Below are 15858 nucleotides of genomic sequence, written 5' to 3'. Positions count from 1 at the left end.
TCATAATTTCCAGGATTGATCGATGGCATCCGCAGCCGAACAACTCGCTTCCAACATCAGCTGGGGCAGCTTCTCCAAGGCGACCGAGCTCAAGAAGCGGCTGTGGTTCACGCTGGGCGCGCTGGTGCTGTTCCGCCTGCTGTCGTTCGTGCCGATCCCCGGCATCGACCCGCGCGCGCTGGGCAGCCTGTTCCAGACGCAGCAGGGCGGCGTCCTCGATTTCTTCAACACCTTCTCCGGCGGCAGCCTGGAGCGCATGTCGATCATCGCGCTCGGCGTCATGCCGTACATCACCGCCTCGATCGTCGTTCAGCTCGGCGGGTCGCTCTACGGCCCGTGGATGGCGCTGAAGAAGGAAGGCGAGGTCGGGCGCAAGAAGCTCAACCAGTACACGCGCTACCTGACGGTCGTGCTGACCACCGTGCAGGGCTATTTCATCGCCGTCGGTCTCGAGAGCCTTGGAGCCACGCAAGGCATCGGCGCGGTCGTCGAGCCGGGCATGCTGTTCCGGGTCACCGCGACGATCAGCCTCGTCGGCGGCACGCTGTTTCTGATGTGGGTGGGTGAGCAGATCACCAGCCGAGGCATCGGCAACGGCGTCTCGCTGATCATCATGGCCGGCATCGTGGCCTCCATGCCGCGCCACGTCGCGCAGCTTTTGGAAGGCGGCCGCACCGGCACGATGGACCCGCTGCTGGTCGTCACCATCATCGCGCTGGTCGTCGCACTCGTCCTGTTCATCTGCTTCATGGAGCGGGCGCAGCGCCGCGTACTGATCCAGTATCCGAAGCGCCAGACCGCGCGCGGCCTGATGCAGGCCGAGCGCAGCCACCTGCCGATCAAGCTCAACACCGCCGGCGTCATCCCGCCGATCTTCGCCTCGTCCCTCCTGCTGATGCCGCTGACGGTGCTGCAGATGGCCGGGGCCAAGACCGCGACGGATTCGTCGTCGAGCGACTTCCTCATCACGCTGTCGACCTACCTTCAGCATGGCTCGCCGCTCTTCATGTTCCTCTACGGCGCGGGCATCATCTTCTTCTGCTTCTTCTACACCTCGGTGCAGTTCAATTCGGAAGAGACAGCCGAGAATTTGAAGCGCCACGGCGGCTTCATCCCCGGCATCCGTCCTGGCAAGGCGACCGAGCAATATTTCGATTATCTGCTGAACCGCATCACGGTCATCGGCGCGGCCTACCTGACGCTGATTTGCCTGGTGCCGGAAATCGCCTTCAGCCAGGCCGGCGTGCCGTTCTACCTTGGCGGCACCAGCCTGCTGATCGTCGTCAACGTGACGATGGATACCGTCAGCCAGATCCAGAGCCACTTGATCGCCCACCAATATGGCGATTTGATCAAGAAGGCGAAGCTCAAGGGCAGTCGCCGCCGCTAGTGTTGCGTCGTTGAAACGGGGGCAAGCCGTGGACATCATTCTTCTGGGACCGCCGGGCGCCGGCAAGGGCACGCAGGCCCAGCGGCTGCAGCAAAAGCGCGGCATGATCCAGCTGTCGACCGGCGACATGCTTCGCGAAGCGGTCGCCAAGGGCACGCCGGTCGGCCTCAAGGCCAAGGCGGTGATGGCCGCTGGCGAGCTGGTCAGTGACGCCATCGTGTCCGCCCTGATCGGCGAGCGCCTGGACAGCGCGTCGGGGACCGGCGCGATCTTCGACGGCTTCCCGCGTACCGGCCACCAGGCCGAAGCGCTGGAGATCCTGCTCGCCGAACGGCATCGCAAGCTGGACTATGTGATCGAACTCGTTGTCGACGAGGAAGCGCTGGTCGAACGGATCGTCGGGCGCTTCACCTGCGAAAAGTGCGGTGCACCTTACCACGATACGCTGAACCCGCCGAAGGTCGAAGGTACGTGCGACGTCTGCGGCAGCCACAATTTCAAGCGCCGGCCCGACGATAACGAGCAGACGGTGCGCACCCGCATGGCGGAGTATCGCGCCAAGACAGCGCCGATCCTTCCCTATTATGAGGAAAAGGGCCTGGTGCGCCGGGTCGATGGCATGGCATCCGTCGAGGAGGTCGCTGCGGCGATCGACGCCATCCTCGACAGCTAGGCGGCGTTTCGGCATTCTTCCTCCGCTTGGGGGGAATACTATGCGCTTGTCATTCATCGGGATCGCCCTGGCGGCATTCTTCACGCCAACGGTCGCTGGTGCCGAAGTCGTCGACGCCAGCCCCACGTCGCTGACCGTCCGCCAGTCAATCGACGTGAAGGTTCCGCCGGCGCAAGCCTATGCCGCATTCGGCGAGGCCGGGCGCTGGTGGTCGAAGGACCACACCTATTCCGGCAACGCGGCCAACCTGACCCTCGACCTCCGGCCGGGCGGCTGTTTCTGCGAAAAGATCGGGAGCGGCGGGATCGAGCATCTTCATGTCGTCCTCGCCTGGCCGGGGCAGCGTCTCGTCCTGTCAGGATTGCTCGGTCCGATGCTCTACCAAGGCACCGGCGGCATCATGGACATCGAGATCAAGAAGGCCGGGACCGGCTCCGCCATCACGATGACCTACCGGGTCAGCGGCATGAAGGATGCCGAGGGCGCAAAGCTGGCGCGGCAGGTCGACACCGTGCTGGCCGAGCAGTTCCGCCGCTACATGGCGCATGTCGAGATGCGCTAGGCGCGGACGAGCGTAATCGTTCGCCACGCCGGGGTGGTGCCCGTTGCCGCATGATCTTCCGACGCGACCTCCCGCCACCGTTCGCTGCTGCGCAGGTCAGGCATCGACACGTCGCCCTCGACTTCTGCCAGGACCTCGGTCAACTCGATCCTGTCGGCGATGGGCTCGAACAATTCGAAGATCGCCGCGCCGCCGATGACCGACACCGGCTCGGCTCCCGCCGCTGCCATCGCGCCGTCGATATCGTGCGCGACCTCGACACCGTCGGCGCTCCAGTCCTCGTCTCGGGTGAGGACGATGTGACGGCGGCCCGGCAGGACACCCGGCAGGCTGTCGAAGGTCTTGCGGCCCATGATCATCACACTGCCCATGGTCAGCGCCTTGAACCGCTTGAGGTCGCCGGGGATGTGCCAGGGAAGCTGGCCGTCGCGGCCGATGACGCCGTTGATGGCGCGGGCGAGAACGATGGTGATGGGTCGGGCCATGACTTGTCCTACGCTTGCCGCGCCGGTGGCGGCAAGGGTAGAGGCGGGGCATGAGCCCATCGCAGGCCCGGCTGGTCGACACGCTCCGCGCCCGCTTTGGCGAACGGGCGGTCGTGACCGACGCCGCCGACATCGCGCCATGGCTGACCGACTGGCGCGGGCGCTGGACCGGCAAAAGCGCCGCGATCCTGCAACCGGCGACCACCGGGGAAGTGGCGGCGATGGTCCAGCTGGCGGGGGAAGCGGGCGCCCCGCTGGTCCCGCAGGGCGGTAACACGTCGATGGTCGGTGGCGCGACGCCGCCGGACGACGGCTCGGCGCTGATCCTTTCGCTGCGCCGTATGAACCGGATCCGCTCGATCGGGCCGCAGGGCGCGGTGGCGGAGGCCGGTGTCATTCTTGCCGAGCTTCACCAGTCGGCCGACGACATCGGTTGCCGCTTCCCGCTGACGCTCGGCGCGCGCGGGAGTTGCACGATCGGCGGCCTCGTCTCCACCAATGCCGGGGGAACCCAGGTCCTTCGCTTCGGAACCATGCGGGGTCTGGTCGCCGGATTGGAAGCCGTCCTCCCCGACGGCACGATCCACGACGGTCTTTCCGGACTGAAGAAAGATAACCGCGGACCAAGCATCGACCAATTGCTGATCGGGGCGGAGGGGACGCTCGGGGTCGTCACCGCGGCGCGGTTGAGGCTTGTGCCTGCCGTCGCTGCCCGCGCGGTGGCATGGCTCGGCCTCGCCAGCCCTGCCGACGCGCTTGCCGTCCTGCGGGCGCTCGAAGATTCGACGGACCGGATCGAGGGTTTCGAACTATTGCCTGCGGAGTCGCTCAAGGCGGTGCTGGCGCACGTGCCCGGCACCCGCTCTCCGCTGGACGGCGAGCACCCGTGGCACGTGCTCGTCGAAGCCACGGCCAGCGGGGGTGCGGACGACCCCGGCGCCCTGCTCGAGCGGCTGCTGGCGCCGATGCTCGAACGCGGCCTGGTGCGGGACGCGACGATCGCTGCTTCTGAGGGTCAGGCCGAGGCCTTCTGGCGCCTGCGCGACAGCCTGTCGGAGGCGGAGCGGGCGGTCTACGGTCCGGCGACGCAGCACGACATTTCCGTTCCGGTGGGCGCCATGCCCGCCTTTCTCGTCGAGGCCAGCGCCGCAGTCGAAGCCGCTTTCCCCGGCAGCCATGCGTCGGGATTTGGCCACCTCGGTGACGGCAACATCCATTTCCACGTCCGCGCCGGATCGCGCGCCTCGACGGACTGGCTGGCGCAAGAAGGGGAGGCGGTCACGCGGCTGGTCGACGATTTGGTCGTCGCGGCTGGCGGGTCGATCAGCGCTGAACATGGCATCGGCCAGATGAAGCGCGCCGAACTCGCGCGGCTCAGCCCGGACCGGGTCGCGATCTTGAAGGCAATCAAGGCGGGGCTCGACCGGCGCACGATCATGAATCCCGGCAAGCTCATTTAAAGGAACCCCCATGTCCGCAGCCTACATCATCGACGCGCGCCGGACGGCCGGCGGAAAGCGGGGCGGGGCACTGCGCGACTGGCATCCGGCCGACCTCGGCGCATCGATCCTCGACGCGCTGGCCGAGCGGTCGGGCATCGACCCGTCGGCGATCGACGATGTCATCGTTGGCTGCGTCAGCCAGGTGGGCGAGCAGAGCTTCCACATCGGCCGCAACATGGTGATGGCCTCATCGTTGCCCGACAGCGTCCCGGCGGTCAGCATCGACCGCCAGTGCGGAAGCTCGCAGCAGGCGGTGCACTTCGCGGCGCAGGCGGTGATGAGCGGGACTCAGGACGTCGTCATCGCCGCTGGCGTCGAGAGCATGACCCGCGTTCCGATGGGAACCCCGGTGATCCTGCCGATGCAGGCCGGCATCGGTACCGGTCCGTGGCCGGCGTCGATCAAGCAGCGATATGGCGTCACTGAATTCAGCCAATTCACAGGCGCCGAGATGATCGCCCGCCACTATGGCTTCACCCGCGACCAGCTCGACAGCTTTGCGCTCGACAGTCATCGCAAGGGGGCCGAGGCGATCGAGGCCGGCGCCTTCGCCGACGAGATCCTGGTCCTCGAAGGGCTCGACCGGGAAGGAGCCACCATCCGCCACGACCGCGACGAGGGCGTTCGCGGCAACGCGACGATGGAAGGGCTGGCAGACCTAAAGACGCTGGTCGCCGACGGAGTCATCACCGCCGGCAATGCCAGCCAGATCTGCGACGGTGCGTCGGGTGTGCTGATCGCGTCGGAGCGGGCGGTCAAAGACCATGGCCTGACGCCGATCGCCCGAATCGATCATCTGACGGTCACGGCGGGCGACCCGGTCATCATGCTGATGGAGCCGATCCCCGCCACCCGTCGCGCCCTGGAGCGGTCCGGCCGCGCCATCGGCGATATCGACCTGTTCGAGGTCAACGAGGCGTTCGCGCCGGTTCCGCTGGCCTGGCTTCGGGAGCTGGAGGCCGATCCGGACCGGCTCAACGTCAACGGCGGGGCCATCGCCCTCGGCCATCCACTCGGTGCCAGCGGCACGAAGTTGATGGCGACGCTGGTCCACGCGCTCAGGGCTCGCGGCAAGCGCTTCGGCCTGCAGACCATGTGCGAGGGCGGCGGCATCGCCAACCTCACGATCGTCGAGGCGCTGTAGTCCCCGCTCGGCTGTCAGCGGGGCACGTAGCGAAGCCGAAGGACATCCTCGCCGATCCGGTCGTGCGCGATCAGCCGAAGCGGTGGCCTCCTGTCCGCGAAGTAAGGCGCACCGGTACCGAGCACGACCGGATGCAGGTAGATCCGGTATTCGTCGATCAGGCCGAGTTGGGTGAGGGCATCCGCAAGCTGCGTTCCGGCCACCTCGATCTCTCCGTCGTGGCTGTCCCTGATCCGTTCAATCGATCGCTTGAGATCGCTGCCAACGAGCGTCGCGTTCGGGCCAAGTGACGGCGAACCGCGTGAGACGACCCATTTCGGCTGCCTCCGCCACGCAGCGGCGAATGCGCGTTCGTCCTCGCCCCATTCCGGCTGGTCGTCGTCCCAGTAGCGCATCAGGTCGTACATCTTGCGACCGTAGATGCTTCCGGCCTGCTGTTCGGCCTCGGCAATGAAATGGCGGAACAGGGTGGGGCTCGGCGCGAATTCGGTGTGGTCGACAAAGCCGTCGAGCGACTGGTTCATCCCGAACACAAGCGTAGCCACTGCCGTTCTCCCCAACATCAATCGTCGGGACGCCCCGAGCAAACCCGATCGGACGAATGACTACCCTTATGATGGCCACTTTGCATCCGCGCCGGCGGGCCGCGCGACGCGGACCGGGCCGTCAATTTGCGGCTTGGTCTACAGCGAGTTAGCAAGTCGTCGAAGTTTCCACGCTTGGGGGACTCGCGTGAAGCCAGCAAATTCGCACCACGAAGCCGGGAAGGCCGGACAACCGGCCAAGACATCGCGCAGTTTTCTTTCGAGGCTGGGCCCGGGCCTTGTCACGGGCGCCGCCGATGACGACCCAGCGGAATTGGCACTCATAGTCAGGTCGGCGCGCAGTTCGGCTATGCGATGTCGTGGACCTTCACCCTGACTCTTCCGCTACTTTCGGTCATCCAGATCGTGTCGGCGGAAATCGGACGCGTGACCGGCCGGGGGATCGCCGCCAACCTTCGGCGGCATTATCCGCGCCCACTGCTCTGGTCGGCGGTCGCGCTGCTATTGATCGCGAACGTCATCAACCTGGGCGCGGATTTGAGCGCGATGGGCGACGCACTCACCCTGCTTGTCGGTGGAAGTGCGGGCGTCCACACGATCGTCCTCGGCAGTATCTGCGTGCTGCTGGAGGTTTTCCTTCCCTACCGGACCTACGCCTCGGTCCTCAAATGGAGCACCTTGTCGCTGTTCGCCTATGTCGGTGTCGTGGCGGTCGCCAACGTGCCGTGGGCCACTGCACTGAGATCGCTCGTCACCCCCGAATTCTCATGGAACGCGGCCTACGCGACCGGCGTCGTCGCCATCCTCGGCACCACCATCAGTCCCTATCTATTCTTCTGGCAAGCAGCCCAGGAGATCGAGGAGGAACGGCGCCACCATGCCAAGCCGCTGTTTCGGACACCCAAGTCCGCGGGACCCGAGCTTAAGCAAATCCAGATGGACACGCTGGTCGGCATGGCGTTCAGCACGATCATCTCCGTGGCGATCGTGTTCGCCACCGCCTCGACGCTGAACGCAAACGGCATCACCGCTGTCGGGTCGTCGGCCGAGGCGGCGGAAGCGCTTCGACCACTGGCCGGCGATTTCGCGATGATCCTGTTTGCCTTGGGCATCCTCGGCACGGGCATGCTCGCCGTCCCCGTCCTGGCCGGTTCGGCGGCCTATGCGATTACCGAGATGTTCGGGGTTTCGGGCGGGCTCGACTTCAAGCCCGCAAGGCCCGGCTCTTCTATGCCACGATTGTCGCCGCCACGTTCGCGGGCGCATCGCTCAATTCGATCGGAATCAGCCCCATCAAGGCGCTTTACTGGGCAGCCGTGGTCAATGGCGTCCTTGCCGCTCCGTTGATGGCGATCATGATGCTGATCGTGCGCAACCGGCGCGCGATGGGGGAACTCACCCTGTCGCCGGCGCTGACGATCCTGGGCTGGTTGGCCACCCTGGTGATGGCGGGCGCGACGGCCGTCTTTTTTGCCTCACTGATCTGACGGGCGACGGTGCGGCTCCCCGCCCGGCGGGGAGCCTGCGCGCCTCACGCGGACTCGATCTCGATCCGCTTCCGTTCGCTGGCGGCCTCGGGCTTCTTCGGCACCGTGATGTGAAGAACCCCGTTGCGGACCTTGGCCTTTATGCCCTTTGCGTCGGCACCGGGCGGAAGCTCGATGCGGCGTTCGAACACGCCGTACGACCGTTCGGAATAGGAATATCCCTTCTCGTCCTCGTCACGATATTCCTTCTTCTCGCCGGAAATCAGGATCGCATCCTCCTGGACGTGCATCTCGATGTCCGTGGCATCCATGCCCGGAACTTCGACGTTCAGTTTGTACGTCTTTTTCGTTTCCGTCATTTCGACCGCGGGGACGAGCATCCCTTTCGGCAGCACGAACCTCATGGCCGGCAGGCGCGGCGGGAAGTCGTCGAACATCCGGTCGACCTCGCTACGGAGCCTTGCCAACGGCTCGACGAGGGATTCGGTGAAGCTGGGTACGCCACGGCGAGCAACTGGCCTGTCCATCACTTGATTGGTTCGTGACATTGGGACCTCCTTGCATTGGGTAGCGTGGAAAGAATGCCCGGACGCGAGCGGCGCGGCGATACGGGTTAGTCCTTAAGTGCCGTCCTGGGTGGCGCACTCCAGACAAAGGGCAGCCTCCGGTCGGGCTGCGAGGCGCGCGGAAGCGATCTCCGCGCCGCACCGAACGCACTGCCCGTAACTGCCGTCACCGATCCGTGCCAAGGCGCGCCTCACCGATTCGATCTCCCGCTCGACGAGCGCCGCCTGGCCTTCAAGCGCAATGTCGTCTTCCATTTCGACAGCCTGCTCCGATGGGTCGGCGTCGAGGGGCTGCGATAGATCCTGCACGATCCGCTCTCGACGGCTCTCCAGCTCGGTGAGCCGCGACCGAAGTTGGGTTTCCGCTGCGCTATGCTCGGGCATGGCTGGCCTCCTGATGCTTGGGATTTCGGACTGACTTGGAATGATTTTCCGGGCTGCAAGCAGAATTGCCGGGCCGATTACTGGCCGCACAGGAGGCTGTAGGCTCGCGCAAGCTCCTCATGCGCCATCCGCGCCTCGTGGCACGATGCGGCCTGCGCGGCGTCATGTTCCTGCGCCAGGCGTCGGTGATAGTAATCCCGGTCCGCCGGCTCAGTCTTCGCAGGAAATGGCGGGAACGCCCTGGTCGGTTGTGCCTTGCTCTCGGCAGGCTTCGGCGTCTCGAGGATTTTTGCATGCATCATGGCTCACCCCCGATTGTCAGTGTGCGATGAAGAGAGGGACGGAGCATCCGCCCAACACCGAGCGCGTCAGGCCCCCGAACATATATTCGCTGACGCGGCTGTGGCCGTATCCGCCCATGACGACGTAACCGGCTTCCATTCGCTCGGCTTCGGACATCAGGCAGGCGTAGGCGAAATCCGTATCGAGCGGCATCGGGTCCGCGACCTCGACCTTCAGGTCGGCGTTGATCCCCTGTCGGGACAGATACTCCAGCAGGCGCGTCGACGGGAATGTCTCGTCCTTCTGCTCGTCGATCCGCACGACCCGGACCTCTGACGCCAATCTCAGCAGGCCGACCGCCGACCGGACGGCATTGGCCGCTTCGAAGCTGCCGTTCCAGGCGATCAGCACCCGTCCATTGGGATCGGGCAATTTGCCGTCATCCGCTGCGATGAAAAGTGGGGTCCGCGATCGGTGGAGCAGGTCGCCCAGCAATCCGATGGTGGGGCCCTGGAACGCCGTACGCTTTGGCTGACGGCCGGTGACGACCAGGTCCGCCAGGGCCGCGCGGCCAATGATCTGGCTCGCGACATCACCGGTGACCTGGGTATAATCCCAGCTGACGCCTTCCTTCCTCAGCTTGGCGGAAAGACGCTCGCTGAGAAGCTTCTCTTCCTCATCGATCGATTTGATGACCTCACTCATGACGAACGTCCCGCCGAAGGCATCGAACGACGTATAGGCCTGGATCGGCGTCACATGCAGGCAGTCCAGGTGGGCATCACAGGCCCGCGCCAGCGACAAGGCCGATTCCAGCGTCTGGTCGAGCGCCTTGTCGTTCTGGACGTGGAGAAGGATCGTCTTGACGCCTGCGACGATGTCGCGCTGCGTGTCGGACGCGGCGGTGTCGATCCGGTCGAGCTGAATCTGGTCGGTGGCCATGGACCGTCTCCGTGACAGGCCGACCGTCAGGGCCAGCCATGGTTAACAGCTAGGCCCGAAGCGTCTTCGCGATAATAGGTAGACTCCCGTAACGATAGGGTCGCCGGCGTCATGCCTAATGCATCGGAGTGGAATGGCGTAGTCCATCCCGGCGAGAGGAGAAGGCAGGCTTGGAAATGGATGTTGCCGCGCATCTCCAGGGGTTAACGGATGTCGAGGCTGCGGCTCGACTGGCACGCCATGGTCCAAACCTTGTCCATGAATCGAAGCGGAGGACGGTGCTGCAAATTGCACGGGACACGCTGCGCGAGCCGATGTTCCTCCTGCTGGTCGTCGCTGCCGGGCTCTACTTGCTGGTTGGCGACCTGGCCGAAGGCATCTTCCTTTCGATCGGCGCCTTGCTGGCGCTGGGCCTGGTCATCGTCCAGGAGGCGCGCAGCGAGCACGCGCTTCAGGCCCTCAACGCCCTCGCCGAGCCAAGGGCCACCGTGATCCGTGGAGGGCAGCGGCGGTCTGTGCCCGTCACCCGGATCGTGCCGGGCGACCTCGTCATCGTCGGCGAGGGAGCACGGGTTCCCGCTGACGCGATCCTCATCGATGGTGACGTGCTGGAAGTGGACGAATCGGCACTGACGGGTGAATCCATTGCGGTCACCAAGCGGCCGGCAGCCGCTGCCACCGAACAAGCGCGCCACCCCACGCTGGCCGATGAAACGGGCTCCGCGCTGTTCGCCGCGACGCTCGTCGCGCGGGGCCAGGGCGTGGCGCAGGTCACCCGGACCGGCGCGGCCACCGAGGTCGGGCGCATCGGTGTCGAGCTCGCCGATATTTCCGAGGCTCCGACGCTCTTGCAGCGGGATATCCGCCGCCTGGTCAGGATCATTGGCACGCTCGCGTTCGCTGCCTGCCTGCTGGTCGCACTGGCCTATGGCGTGTTGAGGGATGACTGGTTCGCCGGCGCTCTCAGCGGGCTGACGCTGGCGATCTCGCTCGTCCCCGAAGAGTTCCCGATGGTCCTCACCATCTTCATGGCGTTGGGAGCGCTTCGGCTCGCCAGGCGAAACGTCCTCGTCAGGCGATCGGCCGTGATCGAAACGCTCGGTGCAACGACCCTCCTGTGCGTCGACAAGACGGGCACCATCACCGAAAACAGGATGGAACTGAGCTGCCTCTGGCAATCGGGCGCGTTTCACGACCTTGGTCGCGCTTCATCGGAAACCGGCACCCTCCTCGGGGCAGCCCGGCTGGCCTCCGCGCTTCACCCTCACGATCCTATGGACCTGGCGATCCAGAACGCACGGTCGGCCTCGCCTGATGGGAAACCGCTTCGCTCCTATCCGCTGAAGCCGGACTTCCTGGCTTTTTGCCAGGTTTGGCCCGCGAGTGGCGGGGTCATTTACGCCGCCAAGGGTGCTCACGAGACCGTCCTGAACCTGTGCCGCGAGGAGCCTGCCGTGATCGCTGCGGCCAGGGCCGCGGCCGACTCGCTGGGTGAACAGGGCATGCGCGTCCTCGCGGTGGCCACCGCGCGGTTTCCGACCGATCCACAGCAAACTCCCGATCAAATCACTTACAGGTTGGAAGGATTGCTGGGTTTTCGGGACCCCGTCCGTTCGGATGTTCCGGGCGCCTTGAAGGAAGCTGTAGAGGCCGGCGTCGGCGTCGCGATGATCACCGGCGACTTTGCCCCGACCGCGCTTGCGGCGGCCAAGTTTGCCGGGATCGACACCGCAAGCGGTGCAGTGACCGGGGACGACCTGAAGTCGGGGACGTTGCCGTCCGTCGAAGCGAGGGTGTTTGCTCGAATCCGGCCCGAGCAAAAGCTGACGCTGGTCGAGGGCTTTCAACGGGCAGGGCATGTCGTCGCCATGACCGGGGATGGCATCAACGACGCGCCGGCGTTGGCGGCAGCCGACGTCGGCATCGCGATGGGCCGGCGCGGAACCGACGTTGCGCGGGAAGCCGCCGACCTCATCCTGCTCGACGATCAATTCGCTTCGATCGTCGGTGGGATCCGGCTCGGCAGGCGAATCTTCGCCAACCTTCGCCGGGCGATGATCTATATCACCGCGGTCCATGTCCCGGTTGCGGGTCTGGCACTGCTGCCCATTCTGCTTGGCCTGCCCCCATGCTGTACCCGATGCACCTGGTGCTTCTGGAATTGCTCATCGATCCGCTGTGCGCACTGGTCTTCGAAAGTGAGCCGGGCGACCCGGATGCGATGCGGAAACCGCCGCGCAATCGCGGCGAACCTCTTTTCGGATCGCAGCAGATCACCATCGCCGCATTGGAGGGCTCCGTGCTGTTGGCCGCAACGCTGGGGTTCTACGCGTGGCTGAACGGCATGGGCCTGGCGACCGGCGAGGCTCGATCGGCCGCCTTCATTGCTCTCGTAACCGGCCATCTCAGCCTGGCGCTTTCGGTCAGCGGAGGCGACGGTGGACGTCTGTTCTCCCGTGATCGACTGGTGTTCTGGGCGATCGGCGGTGCGGCAGCGTTGGTGTTGATCTTGTCGCTATCCTTGCCAGCCATGAGGGACATTCTTCGGTTTTCGCCGCTCGAACCATGGATTGTCGGGGCAGGCGTCCTCATCGGAATTGCCGCTGGCGGCTGGTTCGCGGTCGCCAAACGGACACTAATCCGAGCGTGATCCCAGGTACCCGTGCCCTGCCGCTGGCGATGCACTGGCCTCGCTGAATGCACGCGCCTTCAACGCCGCGGTGATTCGCCGCCCGCATAGTCCTCCAGGACGGCGCGCATCTGTTCCAGGGCCCGGTCCCGCTGCTCGGCGCTCGGAATCCGTTGAAGGTCCCGTTTCAGGTTGGCGGCAAAGTCGGCGTATTTGTTCTGCCAGTCGCGGCCCAGGGCGCCGCGGATGTCGGTGCGACCCGTGGCGAGCCGGCGTGCCGGTGCCCCTGCCGGCAGTTCATAGCGTTCACCGATTTCCGGCTCGATGAGCGATGGGAAGCGTGCGCGCAACCCGGCGTGCAAGCTTTGGGTCGCGGAAGGCTCTCCGTGCACCAGGAACAGGCTGCCGCGCACCGGCCGGCGCGCTTCCAGCCAGTCGACCAGCTCGTTCCGGTCGGCGTGGGCCGAATAGCTGTCGATCCGGCGAATGTCGGCGCGGACGACGGCATCCCGGCCCGATATGCGAACTCGCCGTGCACCTTCGAGGATCGCCCGGCCAAGGGTTCCCTGCGCCTGGAAACCGACGAACAGCACGGTGGAATCGCTGCGGGGCAGGTTATCCATCAGGTGGTAGCGGATTCGGCCTCCTTCGCACATGCCCGATGCCGCCAGGATAATGGCACCCGACATGGACTTGAGGCGCATCGACGCTTCCACCGTTTCCACGAAATGGAACGACGGGTGTCGGAAGACATCGGCGTCCCCGACGTCCTCAAGCTCGTCGCGATGCTTCTGGAACACGGCTGTCGCACGGCTGGCCAGCGGTGAATCGATGAACACCGGCGTTCGTGCCAGCTCGCCGCGGTTCATCAGGGTCGCGAGGTCGAGGAGCAGTTCCTGGGTCCGTTCCAGGGCGAAGACCGGAATGACGAGGTTGCCACCCTTGGCCAGCGCCTTCTTGACCTCGGCATTGAGCAGAGCGCGCCGGTCTTCGAACGTCAGGACGTCTCGCTCACGGTCTCCGTAAGTGCATTCACAGAAAAGGTGATCGATCCCGCGCGGGCCCGTCGGGTCGAGGTGGAAGCTCTTGTGCTCCGGGCCGAGGTCGCCGGAAAACAGAAGGTCCACGCCGTCGACGGTCACCTCGATCGACGCAGCCCCCAATATGTGTCCGGCATTCCACAATCGGGCGGTCACGCCCGGCGCGGGCTCGAACGACTGCTCGATTTCAATCGTTCGTACGAGGTCCAGGAGCCGTTCGACATGGCGGAGCGTGTAGAGCGGCTCGAACGGCCGCTCGCCGGCCCGGTCTGCCCGGCGATTGCGACGCTCCGTTTCCTGTTGTTCGATCTTCGCCGCATCGGGCAGCATCACGGCCAGCAGGTCGAGCGTTGGCTTCGTGCACCAGATGGTGCCGTGGAATCCTTCGGCGACCAGCCTCGGAAGCAAGCCGCTATGATCGAGGTGGGCATGGGTGAGCAGCACGCCGCTCAACTGCCCGGGTTCGAACTGGAACGGTTCCCGGTTGAGCGCCTCCAGCGAGCGCGAGCCCTGAAACAACCCGCAGTCGACCAGCAACCTTCGCCGCCCGGCTGCAATCTCGAAGCAGGAGCCGGTGACTGTCTGGGCGGCCCCATAGATGGTGACGGACGGGTTAGGCATGACGCTCTGGCCCCGTGCTTCTGGCGATGAGCACCGAGCATGGTGCCCGCCTCGCAACGCGAATGGCATTGGCCGCCCTGAGATAATCGCCAACCCCGGGCTGGTGCGACGCCAGGATGACGAGGTCGGCCCGCACACGCTCGGCAATACGCAGGATTCCGCCGGCAATCGTACCGGACGCGACTTCGACATGGCAGCCTGGAAGGGCGCCGGATGCAGCAATGCCTTCCAGTCGCGCACGCGCATCGAACATGCGCTCTTCGACGCTGATGGGCAGCCATTGACCATGACGGATCGCTTCGGCGTCGGACACCACCGAGCAGATCGTCACCTTGGCCGAGAAGCAGTCGGCGATCGACGATGCCGTCGCAAAGACCGTCTTCCAGCTATCCGGCTCGTCGAGATCGATCGGAATCAGGATACTTCGGTACATTCGCCTCTCCCGAGCCATGGCGGGATGTAGGGTGGCCGACACGGACCGCCCTGTCTGTCCGCATTTCCCCCTAATCCGATGTCGGGGGTTCGTCCTCGATTACCACAGCCGGGGCTCCGATGTTTCCAAATCGCAGCGGCGCGGGGGTGACGACGATCATGCTCCCCGGACGAAGAACGGGGATCACCGCCTCGCGAAAGCCATCCGGAAGTTGGAAGCGGGCGGCCTCTCTTGGCGCGACTTCCATCCCGGTCGATGAGTCGCCGTCGAATTTCAGCTTCAGCCAATGGCGGCCGTCCTTGTCCGAGCGATGGAGCAGGTATGCCCAGGCCCCATCGACCGGTCCGGTGACGCGGACCGGGGCAGAACCGATGATCGTCCCGCCGCGCAGCACGATCGCGCGCTGGTCCGCCACGCTGACAATGACGGAAGTCATGCCCGTCGGGGCTAGCCCGGGGTTCCATCGAAAGGGCGCCGAAGCGATATTCGCGTCCGCGATCGGCTTGGCAGCCAGGGGGATCTCGTCCGTCGCCTTCAATGCCGTCGGGAGCTGGGTGATCACCACCGTCATCCCCAGCTTCGTCACGCCGTAGAGCAGGCGTGCAAATTCTTTCGGCAGGCGGATGCAGCCGTGCGACGCCGGGTAGCCGGGCAGATGGCCGGCGTGCAGCGCGACGCCCGTCCACGTCAGCCGCTGCATGAAGGGCATCGGCGCATTGTCATATTTGTTGGAGTAATGCTCCACATGCTTCTGGAGGATGGTGAAGACGCCGGTCGGGGTGTCGTACCCCGGTCGCCCGGTCGAAAGGGTCGTCGCTGCGATCGGAACTCCATTGCGGAACAGGACGGCGCGTTGCGTATCGACGTTGACGACCAGCAGGGCCGGGCCTTGTGGCGCCAATTCCGGCGCCCAGATGAAGTCCCCGGTTTTCAGGCTTGAAGCCGCCTCGAGAACCGACCGACCTCCAAGCTCGACCGGTGCAGGAGCGCTGGCGCCAAGCAGGATGGCCAGCAGCAGGGCGGTTAGGCTTTTCATCCCGCGACCTTCACCCGGCAACGGCCGCGGTCATATCGGGAAAGTCACCTAGTCGTGGGTTCGTGCCCGCCTCGTTGAACGGGAATGGCGCGCCCGGCTGGATTCGAACCAGCGACCTCATGCTTAGAAGCCTTGCC

17 protein-coding genes and 1 pseudogene are annotated in these 15858 nt (G+C 65.4%); 9 read left to right on the top strand and 9 right to left on the bottom strand.

Features of this window, described 5'->3' with window-relative positions; genetic code table 11:
- Positions 1–22 precede the first annotated feature (22 nt).
- From secY to H9L12_RS08460, 3 genes are read left to right on the top strand one after another with little or no spacing between them, the layout of a single operon-like run.
- Entirely contained in the window at positions 23–1390 is a 1368-nt protein-coding gene (secY, locus tag H9L12_RS08470; RefSeq protein WP_187541364.1) for a preprotein translocase subunit SecY, read from the top strand.
- Positions 1391–1418: 28 nt separating this feature from the next.
- Positions 1419–2063 (top strand): adenylate kinase, encoded by a 645-nt coding sequence (locus tag H9L12_RS08465; RefSeq protein ID WP_187541363.1) that lies wholly within the window; start codon positions 1419–1421, stop codon positions 2061–2063.
- Between the two features lie 40 nt (positions 2064–2103).
- Positions 2104–2625, top strand: a complete 522-nt coding sequence (locus H9L12_RS08460) for an SRPBCC family protein (RefSeq protein ID WP_187541362.1) — start codon at positions 2104–2106, stop codon at positions 2623–2625.
- Here H9L12_RS08460 and H9L12_RS08455 read toward each other — a convergent pair.
- Positions 2622–3110, bottom strand: a complete 489-nt coding sequence (locus H9L12_RS08455; protein ID WP_187541361.1) for a dihydrofolate reductase — start codon at positions 3108–3110, stop codon at positions 2622–2624. The genes H9L12_RS08460 and H9L12_RS08455 overlap by 4 nt on opposite strands.
- Before the next feature lie 50 nt (positions 3111–3160).
- On the opposite strand from H9L12_RS08455, the gene H9L12_RS08450 reads away from it, so the two are divergent.
- Together H9L12_RS08450 and H9L12_RS08445 are read left to right on the top strand one after the other, a co-directional pair.
- Positions 3161–4570: an FAD-binding oxidoreductase gene (locus H9L12_RS08450; RefSeq protein ID WP_187541360.1), complete on the top strand. Its 1410-nt coding sequence runs from the start codon at positions 3161–3163 to the stop codon at positions 4568–4570.
- Positions 4571–4580: 10 nt separating this feature from the next.
- Positions 4581–5756: an acetyl-CoA C-acetyltransferase gene (locus tag H9L12_RS08445; protein ID WP_187541359.1), complete on the top strand. Its 1176-nt coding sequence runs from the start codon at positions 4581–4583 to the stop codon at positions 5754–5756.
- A gap of 14 nt (positions 5757–5770) precedes the next feature.
- Here H9L12_RS08445 and H9L12_RS08440 read toward each other — a convergent pair whose 3' ends face one another.
- Positions 5771–6301: a dihydrofolate reductase family protein gene (locus tag H9L12_RS08440; protein WP_187541358.1), complete on the bottom strand. Its 531-nt coding sequence runs from the start codon at positions 6299–6301 to the stop codon at positions 5771–5773.
- Positions 6302–6655: 354 nt separating this feature from the next.
- On the opposite strand from H9L12_RS08440, the gene H9L12_RS08435 reads away from it, so the two are divergent.
- Together H9L12_RS08435 and H9L12_RS14465 are read left to right on the top strand one after the other, a co-directional pair.
- Positions 6656–7648, top strand: a complete 993-nt coding sequence (locus H9L12_RS08435) for a divalent metal cation transporter (protein ID WP_425506771.1) — start codon at positions 6656–6658, stop codon at positions 7646–7648.
- Positions 7540–7788 (top strand): hypothetical protein, encoded by a 249-nt coding sequence (locus H9L12_RS14465; protein ID WP_425506821.1) that lies wholly within the window; start codon positions 7540–7542, stop codon positions 7786–7788. Before H9L12_RS08435 ends, H9L12_RS14465 begins: the two co-directional genes overlap by 109 nt.
- A 44-nt stretch (positions 7789–7832) precedes the next feature.
- On the opposite strand, the gene H9L12_RS08430 is transcribed toward H9L12_RS14465, so the two are convergent.
- The 4 genes from H9L12_RS08430 to H9L12_RS08415 form a co-directional block, all read right to left on the bottom strand.
- A complete protein-coding gene (locus H9L12_RS08430) occupies positions 7833–8336 on the bottom strand; it encodes an Hsp20/alpha crystallin family protein (protein ID WP_187541357.1) in 504 nt (167 codons plus the stop codon).
- A gap of 72 nt (positions 8337–8408) precedes the next feature.
- On the bottom strand, positions 8409–8738 hold the full coding sequence (locus H9L12_RS08425) for a TraR/DksA family transcriptional regulator (RefSeq protein ID WP_187541356.1): 330 nt from the start codon (positions 8736–8738) through the stop codon (positions 8409–8411).
- A gap of 77 nt (positions 8739–8815) precedes the next feature.
- On the bottom strand, positions 8816–9040 hold the full coding sequence (locus tag H9L12_RS08420) for a hypothetical protein (protein ID WP_187541355.1): 225 nt from the start codon (positions 9038–9040) through the stop codon (positions 8816–8818).
- 16 nt (positions 9041–9056) lie between these two features.
- Entirely contained in the window at positions 9057–9962 is a 906-nt protein-coding gene (locus tag H9L12_RS08415) for a universal stress protein (RefSeq protein ID WP_187541354.1), read from the bottom strand.
- Positions 9963–10138: 176 nt separating this feature from the next.
- On the opposite strand from H9L12_RS08415, the pseudogene H9L12_RS08410 reads away from it, so the two are divergent.
- Positions 10139–12007: pseudogene (locus tag H9L12_RS08410) on the top strand (cation-translocating P-type ATPase); the annotation flags it as partial.
- An 83-nt stretch (positions 12008–12090) separates the two neighbouring features.
- Positions 12091–12612 carry a cation transporting ATPase C-terminal domain-containing protein gene (locus tag H9L12_RS13155; RefSeq protein WP_343060326.1) on the top strand — a complete coding sequence of 174 codons (522 nt, stop codon included), beginning with the start codon at positions 12091–12093 and terminating at the stop codon, positions 12610–12612.
- 59 nt (positions 12613–12671) lie between these two features.
- On the opposite strand, the gene H9L12_RS08405 is transcribed toward H9L12_RS13155, so the two are convergent.
- The 3 genes from H9L12_RS08405 to H9L12_RS08395 form a co-directional block, all read right to left on the bottom strand.
- A complete protein-coding gene (locus H9L12_RS08405; RefSeq protein WP_187541353.1) occupies positions 12672–14252 on the bottom strand; it encodes an MBL fold metallo-hydrolase RNA specificity domain-containing protein in 1581 nt (526 codons plus the stop codon).
- Complete coding sequence (locus H9L12_RS08400; protein ID WP_187541352.1) at positions 14245–14685, bottom strand: universal stress protein; 441 nt, start codon at positions 14683–14685, stop codon at positions 14245–14247. Before H9L12_RS08400 ends, H9L12_RS08405 begins: the two co-directional genes overlap by 8 nt.
- A gap of 70 nt (positions 14686–14755) precedes the next feature.
- Positions 14756–15721, bottom strand: a complete 966-nt coding sequence (locus H9L12_RS08395) for a L,D-transpeptidase family protein (protein WP_187541351.1) — start codon at positions 15719–15721, stop codon at positions 14756–14758.
- Positions 15722–15858 lie beyond the last annotated feature (137 nt).

Origin of the sequence: Sphingomonas rhizophila (assembly GCF_014396585.1) — a bacterium.
GTDB classification, from domain to species: domain Bacteria; phylum Pseudomonadota; class Alphaproteobacteria; order Sphingomonadales; family Sphingomonadaceae; genus Sphingomicrobium; species Sphingomicrobium rhizophilum.
Note: the sequence above shows the minus strand (reverse complement) of the source record. Positions and strands in the feature narration are given on the sequence as shown.

Excerpts from the sequence above, each read along its gene's own strand:
- secY (WP_187541364.1), top strand. The coding sequence starts at position 23 with ATGGCATCCGCAGCCGAACAACTCGCTTCCAACATCAGCTGGGGCAGC.
- H9L12_RS08460 (WP_187541362.1), top strand. The coding sequence starts at position 2,104 with ATGCGCTTGTCATTCATCGGGATCGCCCTGGCGGCATTCTTCACGCCA.
- H9L12_RS08455 (WP_187541361.1), bottom strand. The coding sequence starts at position 3,110 with ATGGCCCGACCCATCACCATCGTTCTCGCCCGCGCCATCAACGGCGTC.
- H9L12_RS08450 (WP_187541360.1), top strand. The coding sequence starts at position 3,161 with ATGAGCCCATCGCAGGCCCGGCTGGTCGACACGCTCCGCGCCCGCTTT.
- H9L12_RS08445 (WP_187541359.1), top strand. The coding sequence starts at position 4,581 with ATGTCCGCAGCCTACATCATCGACGCGCGCCGGACGGCCGGCGGAAAG.
- H9L12_RS08435 (WP_425506771.1), top strand. The coding sequence starts at position 6,656 with ATGTCGTGGACCTTCACCCTGACTCTTCCGCTACTTTCGGTCATCCAG.
- H9L12_RS08430 (WP_187541357.1), bottom strand. The coding sequence starts at position 8,336 with ATGTCACGAACCAATCAAGTGATGGACAGGCCAGTTGCTCGCCGTGGC.
- H9L12_RS08425 (WP_187541356.1), bottom strand. The coding sequence starts at position 8,738 with ATGCCCGAGCATAGCGCAGCGGAAACCCAACTTCGGTCGCGGCTCACC.
- H9L12_RS08420 (WP_187541355.1), bottom strand. The coding sequence starts at position 9,040 with ATGATGCATGCAAAAATCCTCGAGACGCCGAAGCCTGCCGAGAGCAAG.
- H9L12_RS08415 (WP_187541354.1), bottom strand. The coding sequence starts at position 9,962 with ATGGCCACCGACCAGATTCAGCTCGACCGGATCGACACCGCCGCGTCC.
- H9L12_RS13155 (WP_343060326.1), top strand. The coding sequence starts at position 12,091 with ATGCTGTACCCGATGCACCTGGTGCTTCTGGAATTGCTCATCGATCCG.
- H9L12_RS08405 (WP_187541353.1), bottom strand. The coding sequence starts at position 14,252 with ATGCCTAACCCGTCCGTCACCATCTATGGGGCCGCCCAGACAGTCACC.
- H9L12_RS08400 (WP_187541352.1), bottom strand. The coding sequence starts at position 14,685 with ATGTACCGAAGTATCCTGATTCCGATCGATCTCGACGAGCCGGATAGC.
- H9L12_RS08395 (WP_187541351.1), bottom strand. The coding sequence starts at position 15,721 with ATGAAAAGCCTAACCGCCCTGCTGCTGGCCATCCTGCTTGGCGCCAGC.